General features: G+C 59.8%; 19 protein-coding genes and 2 tRNA genes. 2 read left to right on the forward strand and 19 right to left on the reverse strand.

The window, feature by feature from the left end; translation table 11 throughout:
• A partial coding sequence (locus BLO80_RS27200) for a BRCT domain-containing protein (RefSeq protein WP_218189390.1) occupies positions 1-336 on the forward strand: 336 nt, incomplete at its 5' end.
• Between the two features lie 165 nt (positions 337-501).
• Here BLO80_RS27200 and BLO80_RS27205 read toward each other — a convergent pair.
• From BLO80_RS27205 to vapB, 10 genes are all read right to left on the reverse strand, one after another.
• Positions 502-577, reverse strand: a tRNA-Thr gene (locus BLO80_RS27205).
• 75 nt (positions 578-652) lie between these two features.
• On the reverse strand, positions 653-1,477 hold the full coding sequence (locus BLO80_RS27210; RefSeq protein WP_092333566.1) for an FkbM family methyltransferase: 825 nt from the start codon (positions 1,475-1,477) through the stop codon (positions 653-655).
• A 331-nt stretch (positions 1,478-1,808) separates the two neighbouring features.
• Positions 1,809-3,041 carry a methyltransferase gene (locus BLO80_RS27215; protein ID WP_092333568.1) on the reverse strand — a complete coding sequence of 411 codons (1,233 nt, stop codon included), beginning with the start codon at positions 3,039-3,041 and terminating at the stop codon, positions 1,809-1,811.
• A complete protein-coding gene (locus BLO80_RS27220; protein ID WP_092333570.1) occupies positions 3,022-3,711 on the reverse strand; it encodes an ABC transporter permease in 690 nt (229 codons plus the stop codon). Before BLO80_RS27220 ends, BLO80_RS27215 begins: the two co-directional genes overlap by 20 nt.
• Complete coding sequence (locus tag BLO80_RS27225) at positions 3,708-4,403, reverse strand: ABC transporter permease (RefSeq protein WP_072409113.1); 696 nt, start codon at positions 4,401-4,403, stop codon at positions 3,708-3,710. The genes BLO80_RS27220 and BLO80_RS27225 overlap by 4 nt, the downstream gene beginning before the upstream one ends.
• A gap of 78 nt (positions 4,404-4,481) precedes the next feature.
• Entirely contained in the window at positions 4,482-5,237 is a 756-nt protein-coding gene (locus BLO80_RS27230; protein ID WP_092333572.1) for an ABC transporter substrate-binding protein, read from the reverse strand.
• Positions 5,238-5,250: 13 nt separating this feature from the next.
• Positions 5,251-6,024, reverse strand: a complete 774-nt coding sequence (locus tag BLO80_RS27235; RefSeq protein WP_014336086.1) for an ABC transporter ATP-binding protein — start codon at positions 6,022-6,024, stop codon at positions 5,251-5,253.
• A 301-nt stretch (positions 6,025-6,325) separates the two neighbouring features.
• Complete coding sequence (locus tag BLO80_RS27240; protein WP_092333574.1) at positions 6,326-6,826, reverse strand: hypothetical protein; 501 nt, start codon at positions 6,824-6,826, stop codon at positions 6,326-6,328.
• Between the two features lie 167 nt (positions 6,827-6,993).
• The gene (gene vapC, locus BLO80_RS27245; protein ID WP_092333576.1) at positions 6,994-7,413 is read right to left on the reverse strand and encodes a type II toxin-antitoxin system tRNA(fMet)-specific endonuclease VapC; all 420 of its coding nucleotides are present in this window, start codon (positions 7,411-7,413) and stop codon (positions 6,994-6,996) included.
• A complete protein-coding gene (gene vapB / locus BLO80_RS27250; RefSeq protein WP_092333578.1) occupies positions 7,413-7,643 on the reverse strand; it encodes a type II toxin-antitoxin system VapB family antitoxin in 231 nt (76 codons plus the stop codon). The genes vapC and vapB overlap by 1 nt, the downstream gene beginning before the upstream one ends.
• A gap of 183 nt (positions 7,644-7,826) precedes the next feature.
• Here vapB and BLO80_RS27255 point away from each other — a divergent pair, with 183 nt between their 5' ends.
• On the forward strand, positions 7,827-8,276 hold the full coding sequence (locus tag BLO80_RS27255; protein WP_092333580.1) for a hypothetical protein: 450 nt from the start codon (positions 7,827-7,829) through the stop codon (positions 8,274-8,276).
• 8 nt (positions 8,277-8,284) lie between these two features.
• Here the strand turns inward: BLO80_RS27255 and BLO80_RS27260 are convergent, their stop codons facing one another.
• From BLO80_RS27260 to BLO80_RS27300, 9 genes are all read right to left on the reverse strand, one after another.
• Entirely contained in the window at positions 8,285-8,731 is a 447-nt protein-coding gene (locus BLO80_RS27260) for a hypothetical protein (RefSeq protein WP_092333582.1), read from the reverse strand.
• Between the two features lie 40 nt (positions 8,732-8,771).
• A complete protein-coding gene (locus tag BLO80_RS27265) occupies positions 8,772-11,006 on the reverse strand; it encodes an ATP-binding protein (RefSeq protein WP_092333584.1) in 2,235 nt (744 codons plus the stop codon).
• Positions 11,003-11,608 (reverse strand): biliverdin-producing heme oxygenase, encoded by a 606-nt coding sequence (locus BLO80_RS27270; protein ID WP_092333586.1) that lies wholly within the window; start codon positions 11,606-11,608, stop codon positions 11,003-11,005. The genes BLO80_RS27265 and BLO80_RS27270 overlap by 4 nt, the downstream gene beginning before the upstream one ends.
• Before the next feature lie 74 nt (positions 11,609-11,682).
• Positions 11,683-12,744, reverse strand: coding sequence for a PDDEXK nuclease domain-containing protein (locus tag BLO80_RS27275; RefSeq protein ID WP_092333588.1), 1,062 nt, complete (start codon positions 12,742-12,744; stop codon positions 11,683-11,685).
• A gap of 223 nt (positions 12,745-12,967) precedes the next feature.
• A complete protein-coding gene (locus tag BLO80_RS27280) occupies positions 12,968-13,375 on the reverse strand; it encodes a hypothetical protein (protein WP_092333590.1) in 408 nt (135 codons plus the stop codon).
• Between the two features lie 161 nt (positions 13,376-13,536).
• A tRNA-Phe gene (locus BLO80_RS27285) sits at positions 13,537-13,612 on the reverse strand.
• Between the two features lie 102 nt (positions 13,613-13,714).
• On the reverse strand, positions 13,715-13,987 hold the full coding sequence (locus BLO80_RS27290) for an oxidative damage protection protein (RefSeq protein ID WP_092201180.1): 273 nt from the start codon (positions 13,985-13,987) through the stop codon (positions 13,715-13,717).
• Positions 13,984-15,051 (reverse strand): A/G-specific adenine glycosylase, encoded by a 1,068-nt coding sequence (gene mutY / locus BLO80_RS27295; RefSeq protein WP_072409095.1) that lies wholly within the window; start codon positions 15,049-15,051, stop codon positions 13,984-13,986. The genes BLO80_RS27290 and mutY overlap by 4 nt, the downstream gene beginning before the upstream one ends.
• Complete coding sequence (locus BLO80_RS27300) at positions 15,048-17,273, reverse strand: AsmA family protein (RefSeq protein ID WP_092333592.1); 2,226 nt, start codon at positions 17,271-17,273, stop codon at positions 15,048-15,050. The genes mutY and BLO80_RS27300 overlap by 4 nt, the downstream gene beginning before the upstream one ends.
• Between the last annotated feature and the right edge of the window lie 32 nt (positions 17,274-17,305).

The raw sequence follows: 17,305 nt of genomic DNA on the forward strand, positions 1-17,305 counted from the left end.
AAGATCGGCGAAGCTGTTGCCATTACTCCAACGGACCTTCCCTTCAATTCCCCGGCCCCTGACTTGGTGTGGGATGGCCGAATGTTTGTATTTACAGGCGTCATGGCCTTTGGGCCACGCAAAGATTGTCAGGCATTGGTCGAGGAGCGTGGCGGTTTGATTGGGGGCGGGGTGAGTAAGAAGGTGCATTACCTGGTGGTTGGCAGCGTGGGTAATGAGCAGTGGCGCCACAGCACCTACGGAACGAAGATCATGAAGGCAGTGGAACTGCGGGAGGCGGGGGCTTCGATTGCCATTGTGGGTGAGGATCACTGGCAAAAGATGCTGTTTGGTTGAACCGGTCCAGGGAAGGCTGCCTGTTGTCTTGGCTGAAAGATCGTCGGTGGGTTTGATGGCCTCATCGCGAGCAAGCTCGCCCCACAGGTTTTTCAGAGTGTGGAGGAAAAGTGAACACCCAGAAACAACAAAGCCCTCGCATTTCTGCGAGGGCTTTGTTTTGTATGGTGCCGGCACCAGGAGTCGAACCCGGGACCTACTGATTACAAGTCAGTTGCTCTACCAACTGAGCTATACCGGCGTGTGGGCGACGATTATAGCGATTGGGTGCGTTCTGTAAACCCCTGAATTCTGACTATTTTTGCGCAGGTCCGGCTTAGGCGCGGTGCAGCAGGTTGCGCAGTTTGTTCAGGGCTCGCCAGGTGCGGCTGTTTTGGATGGCGTGGAGTTGGGCTTCGGCCTGTTCGGCGCGTTGCAGGGCGGCGCTGAGTTGTTGGTCGGTGTCGTCGATGGGGTGGCTGAATTTGTGGCCTTTGCAGAGTTGGAAGCCGTCGAGGTTGCACGGTGGGATGTCGAAGGCGGGCTTGAGGGCCAGGTGTTCTTCGGCGAGGTAGTAGGTGTTGATGCCGTCGAACAGGATGGACTGGTAGCCGGCGTCGGTGATCAGGTGCTCCCAGGTCTGGTCGCGGGCCCAAGGGGTTTCGATGAGGATGATCCAGGGGCGCCAGCGGCTGAAGTCCATGCCGCGCAGCACGGTTTCTTCGTGGCCTTCGACGTCGATTTTCAGGAAGTGGATGGGGCGGGCCTGGGCGTATTGCTCGCAGATAGAGGCCAGGGTGTGGGACTGGACGGTCTGGTTGCGCACGTCCATGCCGGCGTCGCGGTGCTGTTGGGCGATGCTGGCTTCCACCGTGGACAGGCCCGTGTCGGCGATGGTGTAGAAGGTCAGGCTTTCGGCGTTTTCACCGGCCACGCATTGCAGGTTGGTGTCGTGGGGGCGTTGCTGACAGAGGGCGTTGTAGTAGGCCGGCACCGGTTCGATGTTGATGCCACGCCAGCCGCGGTCGTAAAACGCTCGGGTGACCGAGTCATCTGTCGGATGGTTGGCGCCGACGTCGAGGTAAAAGCCGTTTTCCACCGATTGAAGGGCGCGCCACAGGCGTATGTCTTCGAAGTTTTGTGCGTAGGAAATGAACGTCACGGCCAGTCCTTGAGTGTGTCGGCATTGTGTCAATCACGATACGTGGGGCTGTTGTATAGCACGGACGCGGCGGGCGCAATTGTGGGTGCGGGGCGGTACTGAATTCGGCGGTTATGTCGTTTTGCTTGGACGCTTATGCACAACGGGCGCGATGAGGCGCAAGGCATCTTGCAATTTTGTGACCGCTTTCGCGTTTCGTCGCAAATGCCTGTTTTCATGGTTTTTTATCCATATGAACAAAAAATGACCAATGCTGATTGGGTCAGGAAATCACGGATTTCTTGGATTCGGGTTTATTTCATCAACAGAGTTATCCACAGGCTGTTCCGCCTCAGTAACGCTCTGCCAGCAACAGCAGGTTGCGCGGAGTCAGTGGAGTTTCGCAGAAGGTGCCGAGGCGAACGTCGTAGCCTTTTTGTGTGAGGAAAAGCGCCCGGTCCAGCACCAGCCAAAGCTCCAGCGGTCGTCGGAAAAGACCTCGCAGCAACTCCAGGTTGCGCACCTCGGCCAGGCGCTGATGGCCCGCTGCCTCCAGGGCGACCCAATCAGGCGTGCCGACTGTGGATAAGTCTTTCAGGGCTGCCAGATCGGTGCAGTACTGGGCGAAGGATTTTTCCAGCCATGCGCTGGGGAGTGACGGCGTGGGCAAGTAGTCGTTGCGCCCTCTGATTTGCCGTTGCAGCAAGTCGAAGCCCAGGCGCCAGGCCATGGAGTGGTCCCGTTGTCTTCTGACGCGTGCGCCAGCGGTGACGGTTTCAGTCAGTGGCAGGCTGAGATCGTCGAGCGACAGCTGTAGGGCGGAGCCCTTGGCGGCGTCGGACAGCGCTTGATAGCGTTCGGTGTTGATGCGGTTGTAACAGCACGGTGCGATAGCCAGTTGTGCACAGTCAGCGGCGCTGGCCAGCTGCATCAAGCGCACATGCAGATCGCCACAGGCGTGCAGGGCTACGGGAGTGTGTTCGGGGTGGAGTGCTTGGGCGGCGTCCGCCGCTAGCACGTCTTGTTGCAGGTGCGTGGCGGGCAGGCGATGGCGCTGGCTCAGCCGTTGGCCGCTGGCGACCAGTGCGGGGTCGTACTCCAGGCAGGTCAGTTGCTGTTCACCGTGCAACAGACGTCGACCGAGGTGACCCTTGCCGGCACACCAATCCAGCCAGTGGGTCGGTTGGGCGGTGAAGTGCAGGCGGCTGGCGAAGGCTTCTATCTGCTGCCATTTGCGCCCGGGTACGTCGACGTTCAGGCGATGGCTTGGCGCTTCGAGTGTGCTGGCGGGCAGTTCTGCGACAGTGCTCAATGTGCGGGAGATAGCGGCCAATTCCGGGAACGGCGCGGGTGCGTCTTCCATCAACCACGGCTGATGATGATCATTTTCCGCCGCTTCCAGCGAACGCTGGCGTAGCCATCTGGCCAATTGCGGGTGGGACGTTTCCCAAGGCAACTGTAGGTGGGTGAACGGACGTGGTTTCCACAGCGCCTGGTGTGCTGTGAGAAAAACGTCCAGCGCCGTGAAGCGGGCGAGCAATGCCTCGCCCGTCAACACGCCGCTGTCAGCGCCCTTGGCAGGCATCGACGCGCAACCAGCGCTCCAACTGCTTGAAGCCTTGCACCAACAGGAAGGACATCAGCAGGTAGAACATGCCGGCGGCGAAGAAGATCTCCACCGGCAGGTAGGTCCGGGCAATGATGGTCCGGGCCATGCCGGTGAGTTCCAGCAGGGTCACGGTGCTCGCCAGGGCGCTGGCCTTGAGCATCAGGATCACTTCGTTGCTGTAGGCCGGCAGGCCGATGCGCGCCGCGCGGGGCAGCATGATGTAGAACAATGCCTTGGGCCGCGACATGCCCAGGGCCCGTGCGGCTTCGACCTCGCCCTTTGGGATGGCCTGGATCGCGCCGCGCAGGATCTCGGCGATGTAGGCGGCGGTGTGCAAGGTCATGGTGACCGTGGCGCACCAGAACGGGTCCCGCAGGTACGGCCATAGCGCGCTGCTGCGCACGGCCTCGAACTGAGCCAGGCCGTAGTAGACCAAAAACAGCTGGACCAACAGCGGTGTGCCACGGAAAAAGAAGATGTAGGCGTAGGGCAATGCCCGCACCTGCCACAGGCGCGAAGAGCGGGCGATGCCCAGCGGAATCGCCAGCAGCAGCCCGGCGATCACGGCGATGGCCACCAGCTCCAGGGTCAGTGTCGCGCCCTGGGCCAGCTTCGGCAGCCACTTGATGATGACGTCCCAGTTCATTGGGTGCTCCTGGCAAATCCACGGGCGGCGCGTCGTTCCAGCAGGTGCATGCCGATCATGGCGAGCACCGTCAGCCCCAGGTACATGAACGCTGCGACCATATAGAAGGTGAACGGTTGCTTGGACACGGTCACGCCAATCTGTGCGTGGCGCATGATTTCTTCCAGGCCGATCACCGAGACCAGCGCGGTGTCCTTCATCAGGATCATGAACAGGTTACCCAGGCCCGGCAGGGCGATGCGCCACATCTGCGGCATGATCAGTCGGGTGAAGATCCGCCACTTCGACAGGCCCAGGGCGACGCCGGCCTCACGGTGGCCCTTGGGAATTGCCAGGATCGCGCCGCGAAACACTTCCGTGGCGTAGGCGCCAAAGCACAGGCCCAGGGCAATGACACCGGCGGCGAAGGCGTTGAGGGCAAGGTCAGGCATGCCCAGGTACTCGCCCAGCGCACGCATCAGGTTGACGGTACCGAAGTAGATCAACAGCACCCAGAGCAATTCCGGAATGCCACGAACCAGTGTCGAGTAAGTGCCGCCAAGCCATTGCAATGGCTTGTACGGCGAGGTCTTGGCCAAGGCGCCGAGCAGGCCGAGCACCAGCCCCAGGCACAGGGCCGAGAGTGCCAGTTTGACGGTCATCAGTGCGCCAGCGGCGAGCGCCGGGCCGAATCCGTGGAGATCGATCATCATGGGTGTGTGTTCATATCGCGGCAGGCTTTGCTAAGAGCCGGCGCTGCGGTGTGGCAGCGTCGGCCGGGTACGTCAGCATCAATAGATGTTGAACGGAAAGTACTTGTCGTTGATTTTCTTGTAGGTGCCGTCGGCGACGATTTCCTTGAGCGCGGCGTTCAGTTTGTTGCGCAACTCGTTGTCGCCCTTGCGCACGGCGATGCCGATCTTGTCGCTTTCCACCACCGGATCGCCCTTGAATTCGTAGGCGCGGCCGGCCTCGGTTTTCAGCCAGTCATAGTTGACGTATTTGTCCGCCAGGATCGCATCGACGCGGCCGGAGGTCAGGTCCAGATAAGCGTTTTCCTGCGTGTCGTAGAGCTTGGTGGTGATGTCGCTACCCAGTTCGTCTTCCAGCCAGGTGCCGGCCAGGGTCGCCCGTTGTGCGCCGATGACCTTGCCTTTGAGCGAGTCCTTATCGGTCTTGAACTCGGCGTTTTTCGGCGCGATGAACTGCAGTTTGTTGGAGTAGTACGGGTCGGTGAAGTCCACCGCCTGCTTGCGTTCCTCGGTGATCGACAGCGAGGAAATCAGGAAGTCGAATTTCTTGGCGTTCAGGGCCGGGATGATGCCGTCCCAATCGGAGGTGACCACTTCGCACTCGACTTTCATCTTGGCGCACAGGGCATCGCCGATGTCTTTATCGAACCCCACGACCTGGCCGCTGGCATCCTTGTTATTGAATGGCGGGTAGGCCGCTTCAATGCCCATCTTCAGCTTTTCGGCCGCCATGGCGCTGGCCGAGAAGGCCAGGCTGGCCGCTGCGGCCAGGAGGAATTTTTTGTAAGTCTGCATGTGTACTGCTCCGTTAACGGTTGCTGGACATGAATTGTTTGCAGCGCGCCGAAAGCGGGTTCTCGAAGACCTGCTGTGGCGATCCTTGCTCCTCGACCAGGCCTTGATGAAGGAACACGACTTCGCTGGAAACCTGACGGGCGAAGCCCATTTCATGGGTGACCAGCAGCATGGTGCGTCCTTCTTCGGCCAGGGCGCGGATCACACTAAGTACTTCCTGGACCATTTCCGGGTCAAGAGCGGAGGTGGGTTCGTCGAACAGAATCACCTTGGGCTGCATCGCCAGGGTGCGGGCGATGGCCGCGCGCTGCTGCTGGCCGCCCGACAGTTCGGCCGGGTAGGCGTGGCGCTTGTCGGCGATGCCGACCTTGGCCAGCAGCGCTTCGGCCACTTCGACGGCTTCGGCTTTGCTTTGGCCGAGCACCCGGCGCGGGGCTTCGATGATGTTATCGAGCACGCTCATGTGCGGCCAAAGGTTGAAGTTCTGAAACACAAAACCGATCTCGCTGCGCAGGCGGTTGATCTGTTTGCCGTCGGCGGCCACCAGTTCACCGTTTTTCGCGGCCTTGAGCTTGAGCTCTTCGCCGGCCACCAGGATCTGGCCCTGGTTGGGATTTTCCAGCAGGTTGATGCAGCGCAGGAACGTGGACTTGCCGGACCCGGAGGATCCGAGGATCGAGATCACATCGCCGTCGCGGGCGGTCAGCGAGACGCCTTTGAGCACCTCCAGCTGTCCGTAGCGTTTGTGCAGGTTGCGGATTTCAAGCGCGGGCGTGGCCTGGGCCATGTGCGGTCCTCATGGTGTGTGCTCCCTTGCTGTTGGCTGCCTTCCTTGGCGAGGCGGCCAAGCTAGCATGCGTCCGAATGACAGCCAACAGCGCTTTGGCTGGTAAACCGGGGATGTGTGACAGGTTGTCGCATCGGCACAGTAGTCTGTCGCGCCATCAACAACCGAACGGCCGTTTGAACCCTGTTTACCGGTGAAAAGCCCGGGGAGTCGCGTGAAAAAAGGCGCGATGGTGCCAGCTTTGGGCGGGGGTTGGAAGGGTTAACCGGATGAGCGTTGCCGCGATCAAAAGTCTGTTGGATTACTCGGGAGCATCCTCGAGATCCCACAGTATTTTGAGAACCTCTTTGAAGCTGGCTCGTGCAATTTCGAAATCCGCCTGTACTTCAGGGCTGTGAAGCCAACGCTCCGCTGCTTCCTGATCGATATCGTCAGCCCACCTTCTATAAGCAATCAGGGTATTTTCGACCAGATTTTGGGCTGCCGTGGCTTCGTTTTCGGCATTTTCACGATTCAGAAGCTCGGGCTGTTCATTCGTCATCACAAGGATTAATCCGAGCATCCTGACCATCATATCAATACGCCCCGACTCTTCTTCGGCGTCGTGCATCTCATAGAATAGCGACAAGAAGTCTCTTGGGCGCTCTACGAATTCGTCCTGCAGGGCATCCAGGGAGTACGGATCTTCGTACTCGGGAAGATCAAACGCGACGGCAGCAGGCTTTGTACGACTGGCGCGTAGTTGCTTGGCTTTCGTTTTTGCACGCTTGGCGCGTTTTTGTTGCTTGTTCGCGGAGGCCATGGGTGTGGGTCCGTCATTTTGTTGAAAAAATAGTCGTGAAATCTGTGGGAGCGAGCTTGCTCGCGATGGCGGTAGAGAAGCCTACAAAGATGAGGGGGGATGGCCTCATCGCGCGCTACTTCCACAGGAGCCTCGATGGAGCGGTTTTTTAACTTCAAGCCCCGAAGTTATAACCCTGGCGTCGTCGCTGTGGTCCAGTCCTCGATGCGCAGGCCCGGGACTCTTTCAAATTCCCTTCGATTGTTGGTCACTACGATCAGCCCGCGAGAACGGGCATGGCCTGCGATCATTTGGTCGTAAGGACCGATCGGCTTGCCAATTTTTGCCAACTCGGCTCGGATCATTCCGGTATGCGCTGCGCCTTCATAATCAAAAGGTAAAACTTCAAGCCGGGCACAGAACCCTTCTATGACCGCAAGATTCTTCTCAGGGGCAGAGGATTTTTCCGCGCCATCAATAAGCTCCATCAGCGTCACGGCGCTAATAGAAAGCTGGCCGTGATGAAGGTTGAAAGCTTCTCTGACTGTCTGCGGTTTGTTCTTGATAGTAAATATACAAATGTTGGTATCTAGCATGAACTTGATCATTAGAAGGGCTCGCGCTCCTGATCGGCAGGCTGTTCACGCTCAGCCATAAAATCTGCTGTTACGGAGTCTCCATCGAACCAGCTATCCCACGCTTCGCCGGCTGGTGTGATGATGCGTGCTCTTCCTATGGCAATCACGTCTACACGCTTTACATCGTTTGGCATCGCAACTGCTTTGGGTAGCCGGACGGCCTGGCTGCGATTGCTCATGAAAAGGGTGGTTTGTTCCATGCGCAGTTCCCTCTAGGAAATTCAAACTGAAGCATAGAATCATGCAGGGATATGTCAATGGGATATACGGTGCTGCGATGAATGGTTTCCGATGCCATTCATCGCTAATAGATCTAAACCTTGCCGCGTAATCAAAATCAAAAGAGAACTCATGAGCTGTTTCCAGTACTTGGAGTCCTCGCCATGAAGCATAACCATTACTTTCTGCTGCCCTTCCTTCTGTTCAGCGCGCTGTTGTTCCCGATCATGCTCAACGCCACGAACCTGGCCCCGGTAGACAGTGCCGGCGTGCAGGTCCAGCCACAGCAACAGAACGGCATCGCTTATCTGTCCGGCGGTATCGGCGAGGACGAAGCCCGGGCCATCGGGCAGGCCCATGGCTATAACCTGCACATGACCTTCGCGATAGGTCCGGAAAACAAATACGTCCCGGATGTGGACGTCACCGTGCAGAACGCATCGGGACAAACATTGCTGACGCTCAGCGATGTGGGGCCGCTGGTTTATGTGCAACTGCCGCCGGGCAAGTACAACGTGGTGGCGACGCGCAACGGGGAGGCGCGACGCGACACTGCTGAGGTAGGCAGCGGGGCCGCGCGCAACCTGGTGTTCCATTGGAACAGTGACGAATAGCGACCCGCTTATTCGCTGGCGGGTGCTTCCATCGACTGGCGATAGCGGTCCAGCGCTTCGCTGAAGTCCTTGATGAACTCCGGAGTACTGAGCCAGCGCTGCGCCGTCTCGCGGTCCATGTCATCGACCCACATCCGGTAGTCCACCAGCATGTCGGCGGCCAGGTTGGTCGCCGCCATGCTTTCGTTTTCAGCATTTTTCAAGTCGAGCAGGCCTGGGCGTTCGATGATCATCTCGCTCAGGGACGTAAGCAGCGTATCGAGCATTTCACTGCGGCTGACGGCCTCGGCTTCGCGCAGCTTGGCGAACAGTTCCAGCACGTAGACCGGTGGCTGGGCGGTGGCGTGGGCCGGATCGCCATACATCGGGATCGATTTGCGCCCGCTCATGCGGATTTGCTTGGCTTTGTCTTTGGCGCGCTTGGCGCGTTTTTGCTGTTTGTTCAGTGAGGCCATTGGGCTTCGGTTTCCAATTCGTTAGGGGGCGGTGCCCGGCTCAGTCGATTTTCGGCACGGTAAAGCGGAATTCGCTGCCCTGGCCTGGCTGGCTTTCGGCATGCAGTTTACCGCCATGGGCCTGGACAATCCCCTTGGAAATGTACAACCCCAGCCCGGTGCCGTTCGGGTTGCCCTCCTTGGTCGTCCAGTAGCGCTCGAAAACATGAGGCAACTGCTCTGGCGCAATCCCTTCACCGGTGTCGCGGACGCTGAACACGATCTCGTTCCCGACGGACATCGCACTGATGCCCACGGAGCCCTGCTGCGGGGTGAACTTGATGGCGTTGCCGATCAGGTTGGACAGCACCTGGAACAGCCGCTCGGGGTCGGCGTTGATCCTCAGGTTCGGTTCGGCCTGGAAGGAGATGTCGATGGCCTTGGCAGCGGCCAGCGGCGTCAGCAGCGAGCAGGCGTCTTCGAAGATCTGGCTGACGTCCATCGGCTGGGGATTGATGGTGTAGCGCCCGGCGTCGATGCGTGAGGTGTCGAGCAGGTCCTCCAACAGGGCATTCATGCGGCTGGTAGCCTGTTGCATGGTGTCGATGGCTGAGGCGATCCGCTTGGAGCTGTGGGAACCGTCGGAGCTGAAGGCTTTTTGCATCATGCCGCACAGCATGGAAATGACCGTCATCGGGCTGCGCAGGTCATGAGACACCACGGCCACCAGTTCATCGCGGGCCTGCACGGCCAGGCGCTCCTTGTGCACCTGGCGGGCGAGGTCGTTTTCCAAGGCCGAGCGCCGCAAGTCGTTGGCGGCGAACAGATCGCCATGGGTCCATTTGGTACTGATGCCGGCCATTTCGACTTTCCAGATCTCGAAAGACGTCCGGGGCCGCAGGCGCAGCCCGGTCTCGTGGCTTTCCAGGTCCAGGGGTTTCTGTGGGTCACCGCTCCATTGGAGGGTTTGCTTGACCTCGGGGCGGAACCACAGCACGCCGTTTTCCACAGGCTTGGGCAAGTGGATCGCCAGTACGCCGCTCGCCACGTCCTGGTACGCCTGGGCCGCAGGGAACACGCTGCTCAGGTTGTGGTGAGAGAACACCGGCTTGCCGGTTTCCAGGATCCATTTGTGCAGCTCGCGGATCTGCTCCGGTTCCGGGCACTGGCCGTGACGGTGCAGTTTGTTGTCCTCGAGAATCGCGACGCCACTGGCGCCGGTCAGCTCCATGAGGCGTTGCGGCTCGTGGGACAGGCCATCGAAGACGTTGTCGCTGGACTCGGCCATCATCGCGGCGAGGACCTTGAGGTCTTCCAGCTTGGCGTCCCGTTGCCGAGTCAGTTCCAGGGCTTGCATGGCGCTGATCTGCAATGACAGCACCTGGCCGATGGTCTGGCAGGCCATGCGCATTTCATGGGGCACCAGCAGCGGTTGGCGATTGCCGCAACTGATCAGCCCCCACAAGCGTTCGCCTTCCATCAACGAGATGCTCATGGACGACAGCACGCCCATGTTTTTCATGTACTGGCGGTGGATCGGCGAGACGCTGCGCAGTGTGGCAAAACTCAGGTCCAGGGGCGCCTGGGTATCGGGCCGCAATTCCGGAATCAGCGGCACCGGCGCGTAGTCGGCGTTGGGGATGATCCGCAGCCAGTTGATGCGATACAGCTCGCGAGCCTGTTCGGGAATATCCGACGCCGGGAAAAACAGGCCTTTGTAGAGCTCCATCGACGGCGCACTGGCCTCGGCAATCACTTGGCCGTGGCCTTCTTCCTCGAAGCGATAGATCAGCACCCGGTCGTAACCGGTCATGGCCTGGATTTCCCGCACACTGATTTCGTACAGGGCCTGGAGGGTTTTCGCACTTTGCAGGCGTTGCAACATGCGGCCCATGTTGGCCTCGCCGCTGACCCCTTCGGGGCGATAGTCACTCAGGTGCTGTTCCAATTCGATTATCAGGGCGCCCTGATGGCGATGCACCAGGGCGTCGAAGCGTTGCTGGTTCACGACAATGGCCACGGGCACGTTGTCGCTTTCCGGGGCGGCGCGACAGGCGATGAGGATCGCCTCGGCCTGTTCCAGTCCCAACAGGGCGTCGAGTGTCTGGCCCAACAGCCTGTGGGGATCCTGCGCCATCAATTGCAACACGTTGGCGCTGACCTGACGGATCACGAAATCGGGCTCGGACAGCATCAGCAACACGCCATGAGGCTGGATGGTCCCGGGAAAGCGAATCGGTTCGTCTGCGCAATTGGCCAGCAGTTCTTCGAAGGCTTCCTGGTTTTCCGTGTTCATAACAATACCTTTTGGCTGTCCAGCCAGTGTTCAAAATGAGAGAACGTCGCCTTGGCGGCACGTGTGACTTCGAACACCTGGGCCTCGCCAAGGTTCCTGTCGTCCAGGTATTGGAGGAAATCCTTCCAGCGTCGGCCAGTGAGTTCGCCATACACGTTGAGGAAGGCTGCTCCGCTGGAGGCGTCAAGCCCGAGCTTCTCGGCCACCCTGCGCCGCAGGATCTGCCCCCCGAGCGTTGCACCTTCCAGCACATAGGACACGCCGAGTGCGGCGGCACGGGAGTCGATCAGCGGTAACGCCTGGCAGGTGGGCAGCGCGTCGATGGCGGCCTCTTCCAGGCCCAGTGCCGTGAGATCCGCCCGCAGCACCGGAAGTTTGATCCGTAGGGATTGGTCCAGCCCGGTCGGCGTCAGTGCAAGTACATGAAGACGTTGTTCCAACGGTTGATAGAAACCGTAGTAGGCCGCCATCAGTCGCCGATACAGATCGAAGTCCAGCTGTTCGGAGAAAAACGGCAGGCGTTTTTCCAAGGCGATGTGCAGTTCAGCGGTTTCGGTCCGCAATGCCTGGATCAGAGAAGGGTAGGGAGCGGCCGATGACATGCAGGATAGAGTTCTTTGACTGGAGCGTTGCTGAAAAAAACGCATAAATCTTACATGGGTTTTTGGGTATGCAGTCATCGGGTGTCGGCCCTCATATCCTCAAGTCGCTGCTCCTCAAGTCGCGCGCGTTCGCGATCCAGCTCATTGCACAGCTCTTCTTCCGAGGGGAGCACCAGCTTGTATTGGCTGGCGAACAATTGTTCATTGCCCTGCAATACGGAGTAACGCACCACCGATTCGTCTTTCTGGGCGCACAGAATGATGCCGACGGTGGGTTTGTCATCGGGGCCGCGCTTGAGGTCGTCGTAGAGGCGCACATACATGTCCATCTGCCCGATGTCCTGATGGCTCAGCTCGCCACGCTTCAGGTCGACGATTACAAAACACTTGAGCAGATAGTTGTAGAAGACCAGATCGAGGTAGAAGTCTTTGCTTTCGGTACTGATGCGTTGCTGGCGTGCGATGAAGGCGAAGCCCTTGCCCAACTCAAGCAGGAATCCCTGTAATTGGTCAATCAGGGCCTGTTCCAGTTCTGTTTCCAGAAGAGTGCCGGCATTGGGCAGCCCGAGAAACTCCAGCACCACCGGATCCCTGACGATATCCCTGGGGCCGAGGTTCAGTTCCTTGAGATTGACGAGGGCCTCCTGCTCCACCGCCGGCCTGTCGCGGCTGGCCAGCAGGCGTTCGTAATAGAAGGTACCGATCTGGCGTTCCAGGGCGCGGGTGGACCAGTTTTGCGTTGCGGCTTCGTTCATATACCAATGACGTGCATTGTCATTTTCAACACGGAGTAGCAGGCGATAGTGGGTCCAACTCAATTCGTGACGCAGTGCGTCACACATTGGAAATGCCTGATAAAAAAGTCGCATATAGCGCAGATTAGACGCATCAAACCCCTTCCCAAACCGCGCCGTCAGCACGTTCGCCAGTGACGGCAGCAGACGTTTTCCATAAGCCGCCCGTTCGGCGCCTCCTTGTTCGAACTCAATGATATGTCGCCCGATCTGCCAGCATGTTTGCACCTGCAGAGTATCGACGGCGCGCAAGACCTTCTGGCGTGCCTGCTGGATCAATTGGCCGAGTTCACTGATCAGTGGGGCGAGCTGCGGGTCGTCTTGAGGTGAAATTGAAGTCATCGATGTGTCCAGCCATTGAGAGGGGGCGGACCCAAAGCATGCTCCAGAGGAAGTTTTGATGATGCAGGACCGGGCTGATTGGCCCGGAGGAAAAAAAGCTGATTCATGCAGGACGGATTTGACGCCGCCCTATGGCGATTGACTCAGGCTTGTAGGAGCTATCCCTGAGGGTTGTCGTCCACCGCAAGCGCCTTCATCACAAAAGCGCTTGGCGGGATGACGGTCAGATCGAGCCTTGGGCCAGTGCCTGGGACGCAGCCACATAATCGGCCTGGAATTGCTTGCTTTCCACCCAATCCAGCGCGGTCTGCTCATCCACGCCCGTGGTCAGGCGGCGGTATTCGATCAATGCGGTAATGATGAAGTCGGTCGCTTCTTCCTCACCTTCCTGTTCCAGCACCAGCGCCAGCAGGGGGTGGCCCAGGAACGCTTCGCACAGCGCCTTCTGGCTGACCTTTTCGGCGGCACTCATGATTCGGAACAGCTCCGTCAGGTCCACGGTTTCCAGATCGATGCGCTCGTCGTTCGGGTCCAGGAAATCGTTCGGCGCAGCAGCACGCCGAGTGCGGTTCTGCTTGGCTTTCGCCTTGGCGCGCTGGCTGCGCTTGTGCTGTTTGTTCGCCGATGACATGGTCGGATTCCTGATGGATAAGGCCATCTATCCTACAGCCTCAACGCCGACGCTTCGAATCTCAATCCACTATGAAGAGCGTGGCTCCCGATGAAGTGGAGGAAGGAAATGCCGGGCAATAAAAAACCCCGATCAATTGCTTGATCGGGGTTTTCGGTATTTGGTGCCCAGAGACGGAATCGAACCGCCGACACGGGGATTTTCAATCCCCTGCTCTACCGACTGAGCTATCTGGGCAACGGGGCGCATTAAACGGGTTTTTCAGGGGGGCGTCAAGCAAGTTTTCAAAAAATATTTAACTATTACCGTCGCTTACGATTCGCCCCCGCGCTGAACAGCTCATTCGGATGGCGGTACGTAGCCTTCGGCCTTGGCGTAATCTTCGCCGGAAAAGTACTTGTCCATCTCGCCCTGAAGGTATTTGCGATCTTCGGCGTTCATCATGTTCAGGCGTTTTTCATTGATCAGCAGGGTCTGGTGTTTCTGCCAGTCGGCCCAGGCCTTGGCCGAAACATTGTCGTAGATGTCCTGGCCCTTGGCCCCCGGGAACGGTGCACGTTCCAGGCCTTCCAGTTCTTCTTTGTACTTGCGGCACATGATGGTGCGGGTCATTGCAACTCTCCTGCGTTCATTACGGCGGCCGCGCGTTCGAGCAAGGTTTTGACCGGGGCGGCAAGGCCCAGGCGCGGCGGGGTGGCGAGGTTATACCAGAGCCAGTCGGCCTCGGCCACGTGATGGCCGGTTTCCCGGACCCGGACCAGCCAGGGTTCGATCGCCAACTGGAAGTGACTGAAGGTATGCACCAGGCCTGGCATCTCGTGTTGGCTGCCCAGTTCCAGCGAGTGTTGCAGGGCCAGGTGTTGCAGGTCGTCGAGGTCGTCGAGTTCCGGCAGGCTCCACAGCCCGCCCCATAGCCCGGTGGAAGGGCGACGGTAAAGCAGGATCGCGCCTTCGTGGTTGGCCAGCATCGGCATCAAGGTGCGCTTTTTGGGCACCTCTTTACGAGGCTTGGGAATCGGGTAGCGGGTTTCCAGGCCCAGCATGTGGGCCTCGCAGCCCTGTTTCAGTGGGCAGAGCAGGCAACTGGGCTTGCTGCGGGTGCAGAGTGTGGCGCCCAGGTCCATCATCGCCTGGGTGTAGGCGTTGACCCGGTCTTGCGGCGTGAAGCGCTCGGCGGTGGCCCACAGCTGTTTCGCCACCTTGGGTTCGCCCGGGTAGCCTTCCTGGGCGGTGAAGCGCGCCAGCACCCGCTTGACGTTACCATCGAGGATCGGCGCCCGCAGGCCCATGCTGATGCTGGCGATGGCGCCGGCGGTGGACAGGCCGATCCCCGGCAGCTCGGTGAGTTTTTCCACGTCCCGGGGGAATTCGCCGCCGTACTGCTCGACGACGATTTTCGCGGTTTTCTGCAAGTTGCGCGCGCGGGTGTAATAACCCAGCCCGGTCCACAGGTGCAGCACTTCGTCCTCCGGCGCGGCGGCCAGGGCTTGAACAGTGGGCAGCGAGGCCATGAACCGGTCGAAGTAGTTGAGCACGGTACTGACCTGGGTCTGTTGCAGCATGATTTCCGAGACCCACACCCGATAAGGGGTGATGTCTTGCTGCCAAGGCAAGTCGTGGCGCCCGTGGCGGTCGAACCAGTCCAGTACCGCGGTGGAAAATTGCTCGGCTCTCATCGCTTGAACAGCCCCTTGAGCGCGTCTTTCAGCTCGGGACTGACCTTGTCGCCGAGCTTCTCCTCGATCTTGTCGCCGAGGCGGTCGCCGGCCAGTTTCGCCGCGACCTTGCCCAGCCCGTCGTTGTCCAGGCGGCAAGCCTTCGCCCCCAGCTCCAGGGGACCGCGGCAGCGCAATGGCCATTCGACGTCGACGTAGCGTTCGTTGACCTGACAGGCCGGGTCGGGCATGTCGCTCTTGTCGCCTTCGACGATGACGCCGACGCGGTAATCCATGCCCAGCACCCGCAGGTCGATATCGCCGTTGCCATTGACGGTCATGCCGGGGACGCGGACCTTCAGGTCCGGGTTGTGGGCGACGCCGTTGGTGAAGGTGAGATTGCCGTTGAGTTGCTGGAACGGCGTGTCCTTGCCCCGGGGTTCGCCGCTGAGGGACTTGCGGTTGAGGGTGGCGATGCCTTTGCACAATTGCTGTTCGAGGTTGGCATTGAGCAGCACGCCATCGTTGATGACGAACCCGGCGTTGCCGTTGAGGCTGTCGATCAGGGCCTTCTGGCTATTACCGGTGGCGGTGATCGCACTGTTGACGGTGACCAGGCCTTTGACCGGTGGATTCTTGCCCTGGCTTTCGATGATCTTCTCGGCAGGGACCCGGTTGATGCGGGTTTGCAGGCTCAACAGCGGGGTGGGTTGGCGCACGTCCAGGGTGCCCTTGGTTTCGAAGTTGCCGCTGTACAGATCACCCCGCAGGTTCTCCAGGGTCAGCAGGCCGCCCAGGCCGGTGGCCTTGAGCGCGGCGTTCTGGATCGGCAGTTTATCCAGGGTCAGTTGCCCGAAAGTCAGGTCGGCATCGAGGTCCAGCTTGCTCAGGCGCTCCACCGGAAACAGTCGATCGTTGCTCCAGGCACCCTGGGTCGGAGCACTCGGCAACGGTGTGCTGCCTGCACCAGCCATGGCGCTGGCTTCGGTATTGCTGACTTCGGCCTCGCGAGCCGCCTTGGAGCTGTCGGCTTCGGCGGATTTTGGCGGCAGGTAGCGGTCGACGTTGAACGTGTCGGCCTTGAGCTGCACGCGCAGGGCCTGCTTGGCAAAGTCTTCCACGGCGATACGACCGCTGAAGTTGCTGTCGTCGAGCTTCAGGTTGATGTCGTTGAATTCGACGCTGGTCGGCGTGCCGGCAATGCGGCTGGCCAGCTCGACCTTGCTCAGGCTGCCTTCGGCCATGGCCGGCAGCGTCTGGCCGATGCTGTCGACGAAGTTCGCCAGGTCGAACTGGGCAATCGACAGGCCGCCATTCAATTGTGGGGTCTTGTCGAGGTCGTTGACCTTCAGTTCGCCCAACGCGCGCAGTTGGTTGAGGGATAGCTTGATGCCGGTCCATTCGGCGACGTTGGCTGCCTTGTCCAGGAACAGCTGGCCTTGGGCCGCGAAGTTCAGTGACTTGCCCTGCAAGGGGTCGCCCGTGGCTTCGCCGGACAGTTTCAGGTCTTCGAACTTGTAGCGCTGCAAGGCGCGTTCGTAGCGCAGTTCGCCGGTGATCTCGGTGCGCACGCGCACGGCCGGCTGGTTGCTGGACAGGAACGCGGTCAGGGTAACCGGGATGTTGGTGGAATCATGGACCGGGCCGGTGCTCAGCTGGATGCTTTCGGCGGTGAACAGCTTGCCGGTCCGCTCGTCGGTGTATTCGACCCGGGCGTTGTTCACCGTCAGGCTGTCGATGTCCAGGCGGGTCGGCTGGGCCGGTTTTTCCGCCGGGGCACTGGTGGTGGGAGCGGGCTGTTCCGTCGTCGCTGGCGCGTTCGCCGTCGTCGCCGAGGCCGGCACCTTGCCGATGTCTTCCCAGTTACCGTGGCCGTTCTTGTCACGGTTGAGCCGCAGGTTCAGGCCTTCGACACGCACATCGCTCATCTGCACTTCCCGGCGCAGCAGTGGGAGCACCCGGACCGAAAGACCGAGCATCTGCAGGTCGGCGAAAGGTTGGGTCGGATTGGCCAGGGTCGCGACGCTGGCATCGTGCAGTTCCAGACCCAGCCATGGAAACAGGCTCCAGCCGATATCGCCATTGAGGGTCAGCTCGATGTGGGCCTTGTCGCGGGCTATCTGGCGGATCTCTTCCTTATAGTCGTTGGGATCGAACAGGTGGGTCAGGGCAAAGCCCAGGGCCACGATGATCAGCAACAGCCCGAGAAGTACCAGACCCAGGATTTTGCCGAACGCTTTCATGGGCGAATCCTTGTAGGTTGAGTTCAAAATTT

The organism is Pseudomonas sp. NFACC56-3, from assembly GCF_900100025.1.
GTDB classification, from domain to species: Bacteria; Pseudomonadota; Gammaproteobacteria; order Pseudomonadales; family Pseudomonadaceae; genus Aquipseudomonas; species Aquipseudomonas fluorescens_AA.

Coding starts and splice junctions, on each gene's coding strand:
- BLO80_RS27215 (WP_092333568.1), bottom strand. CDS start 3,041: ATGCCTGCCAAGGGCGCTGACAGCGGCGTGTTGACGGGCGAGGCATTG.
- BLO80_RS27220 (WP_092333570.1), bottom strand. CDS start 3,711: ATGAACTGGGACGTCATCATCAAGTGGCTGCCGAAGCTGGCCCAGGGC.
- BLO80_RS27225 (WP_072409113.1), bottom strand. CDS start 4,403: ATGATGATCGATCTCCACGGATTCGGCCCGGCGCTCGCCGCTGGCGCA.
- BLO80_RS27230 (WP_092333572.1), bottom strand. CDS start 5,237: ATGCAGACTTACAAAAAATTCCTCCTGGCCGCAGCGGCCAGCCTGGCC.
- BLO80_RS27235 (WP_014336086.1), bottom strand. CDS start 6,024: ATGGCCCAGGCCACGCCCGCGCTTGAAATCCGCAACCTGCACAAACGC.
- BLO80_RS27240 (WP_092333574.1), bottom strand. CDS start 6,826: ATGGCCTCCGCGAACAAGCAACAAAAACGCGCCAAGCGTGCAAAAACG.
- vapC (WP_092333576.1), bottom strand. CDS start 7,413: ATGATCAAGTTCATGCTAGATACCAACATTTGTATATTTACTATCAAG.
- vapB (WP_092333578.1), bottom strand. CDS start 7,643: ATGGAACAAACCACCCTTTTCATGAGCAATCGCAGCCAGGCCGTCCGG.
- BLO80_RS27255 (WP_092333580.1), top strand. CDS start 7,827: ATGAAGCATAACCATTACTTTCTGCTGCCCTTCCTTCTGTTCAGCGCG.
- BLO80_RS27260 (WP_092333582.1), bottom strand. CDS start 8,731: ATGGCCTCACTGAACAAACAGCAAAAACGCGCCAAGCGCGCCAAAGAC.
- BLO80_RS27265 (WP_092333584.1), bottom strand. CDS start 11,006: ATGAACACGGAAAACCAGGAAGCCTTCGAAGAACTGCTGGCCAATTGC.
- BLO80_RS27270 (WP_092333586.1), bottom strand. CDS start 11,608: ATGTCATCGGCCGCTCCCTACCCTTCTCTGATCCAGGCATTGCGGACC.
- BLO80_RS27275 (WP_092333588.1), bottom strand. CDS start 12,744: ATGACTTCAATTTCACCTCAAGACGACCCGCAGCTCGCCCCACTGATC.
- BLO80_RS27280 (WP_092333590.1), bottom strand. CDS start 13,375: ATGTCATCGGCGAACAAACAGCACAAGCGCAGCCAGCGCGCCAAGGCG.
- BLO80_RS27290 (WP_092201180.1), bottom strand. CDS start 13,987: ATGACCCGCACCATCATGTGCCGCAAGTACAAAGAAGAACTGGAAGGC.
- mutY (WP_072409095.1), bottom strand. CDS start 15,051: ATGAGAGCCGAGCAATTTTCCACCGCGGTACTGGACTGGTTCGACCGC.
- BLO80_RS27300 (WP_092333592.1), bottom strand. CDS start 17,273: ATGAAAGCGTTCGGCAAAATCCTGGGTCTGGTACTTCTCGGGCTGTTG.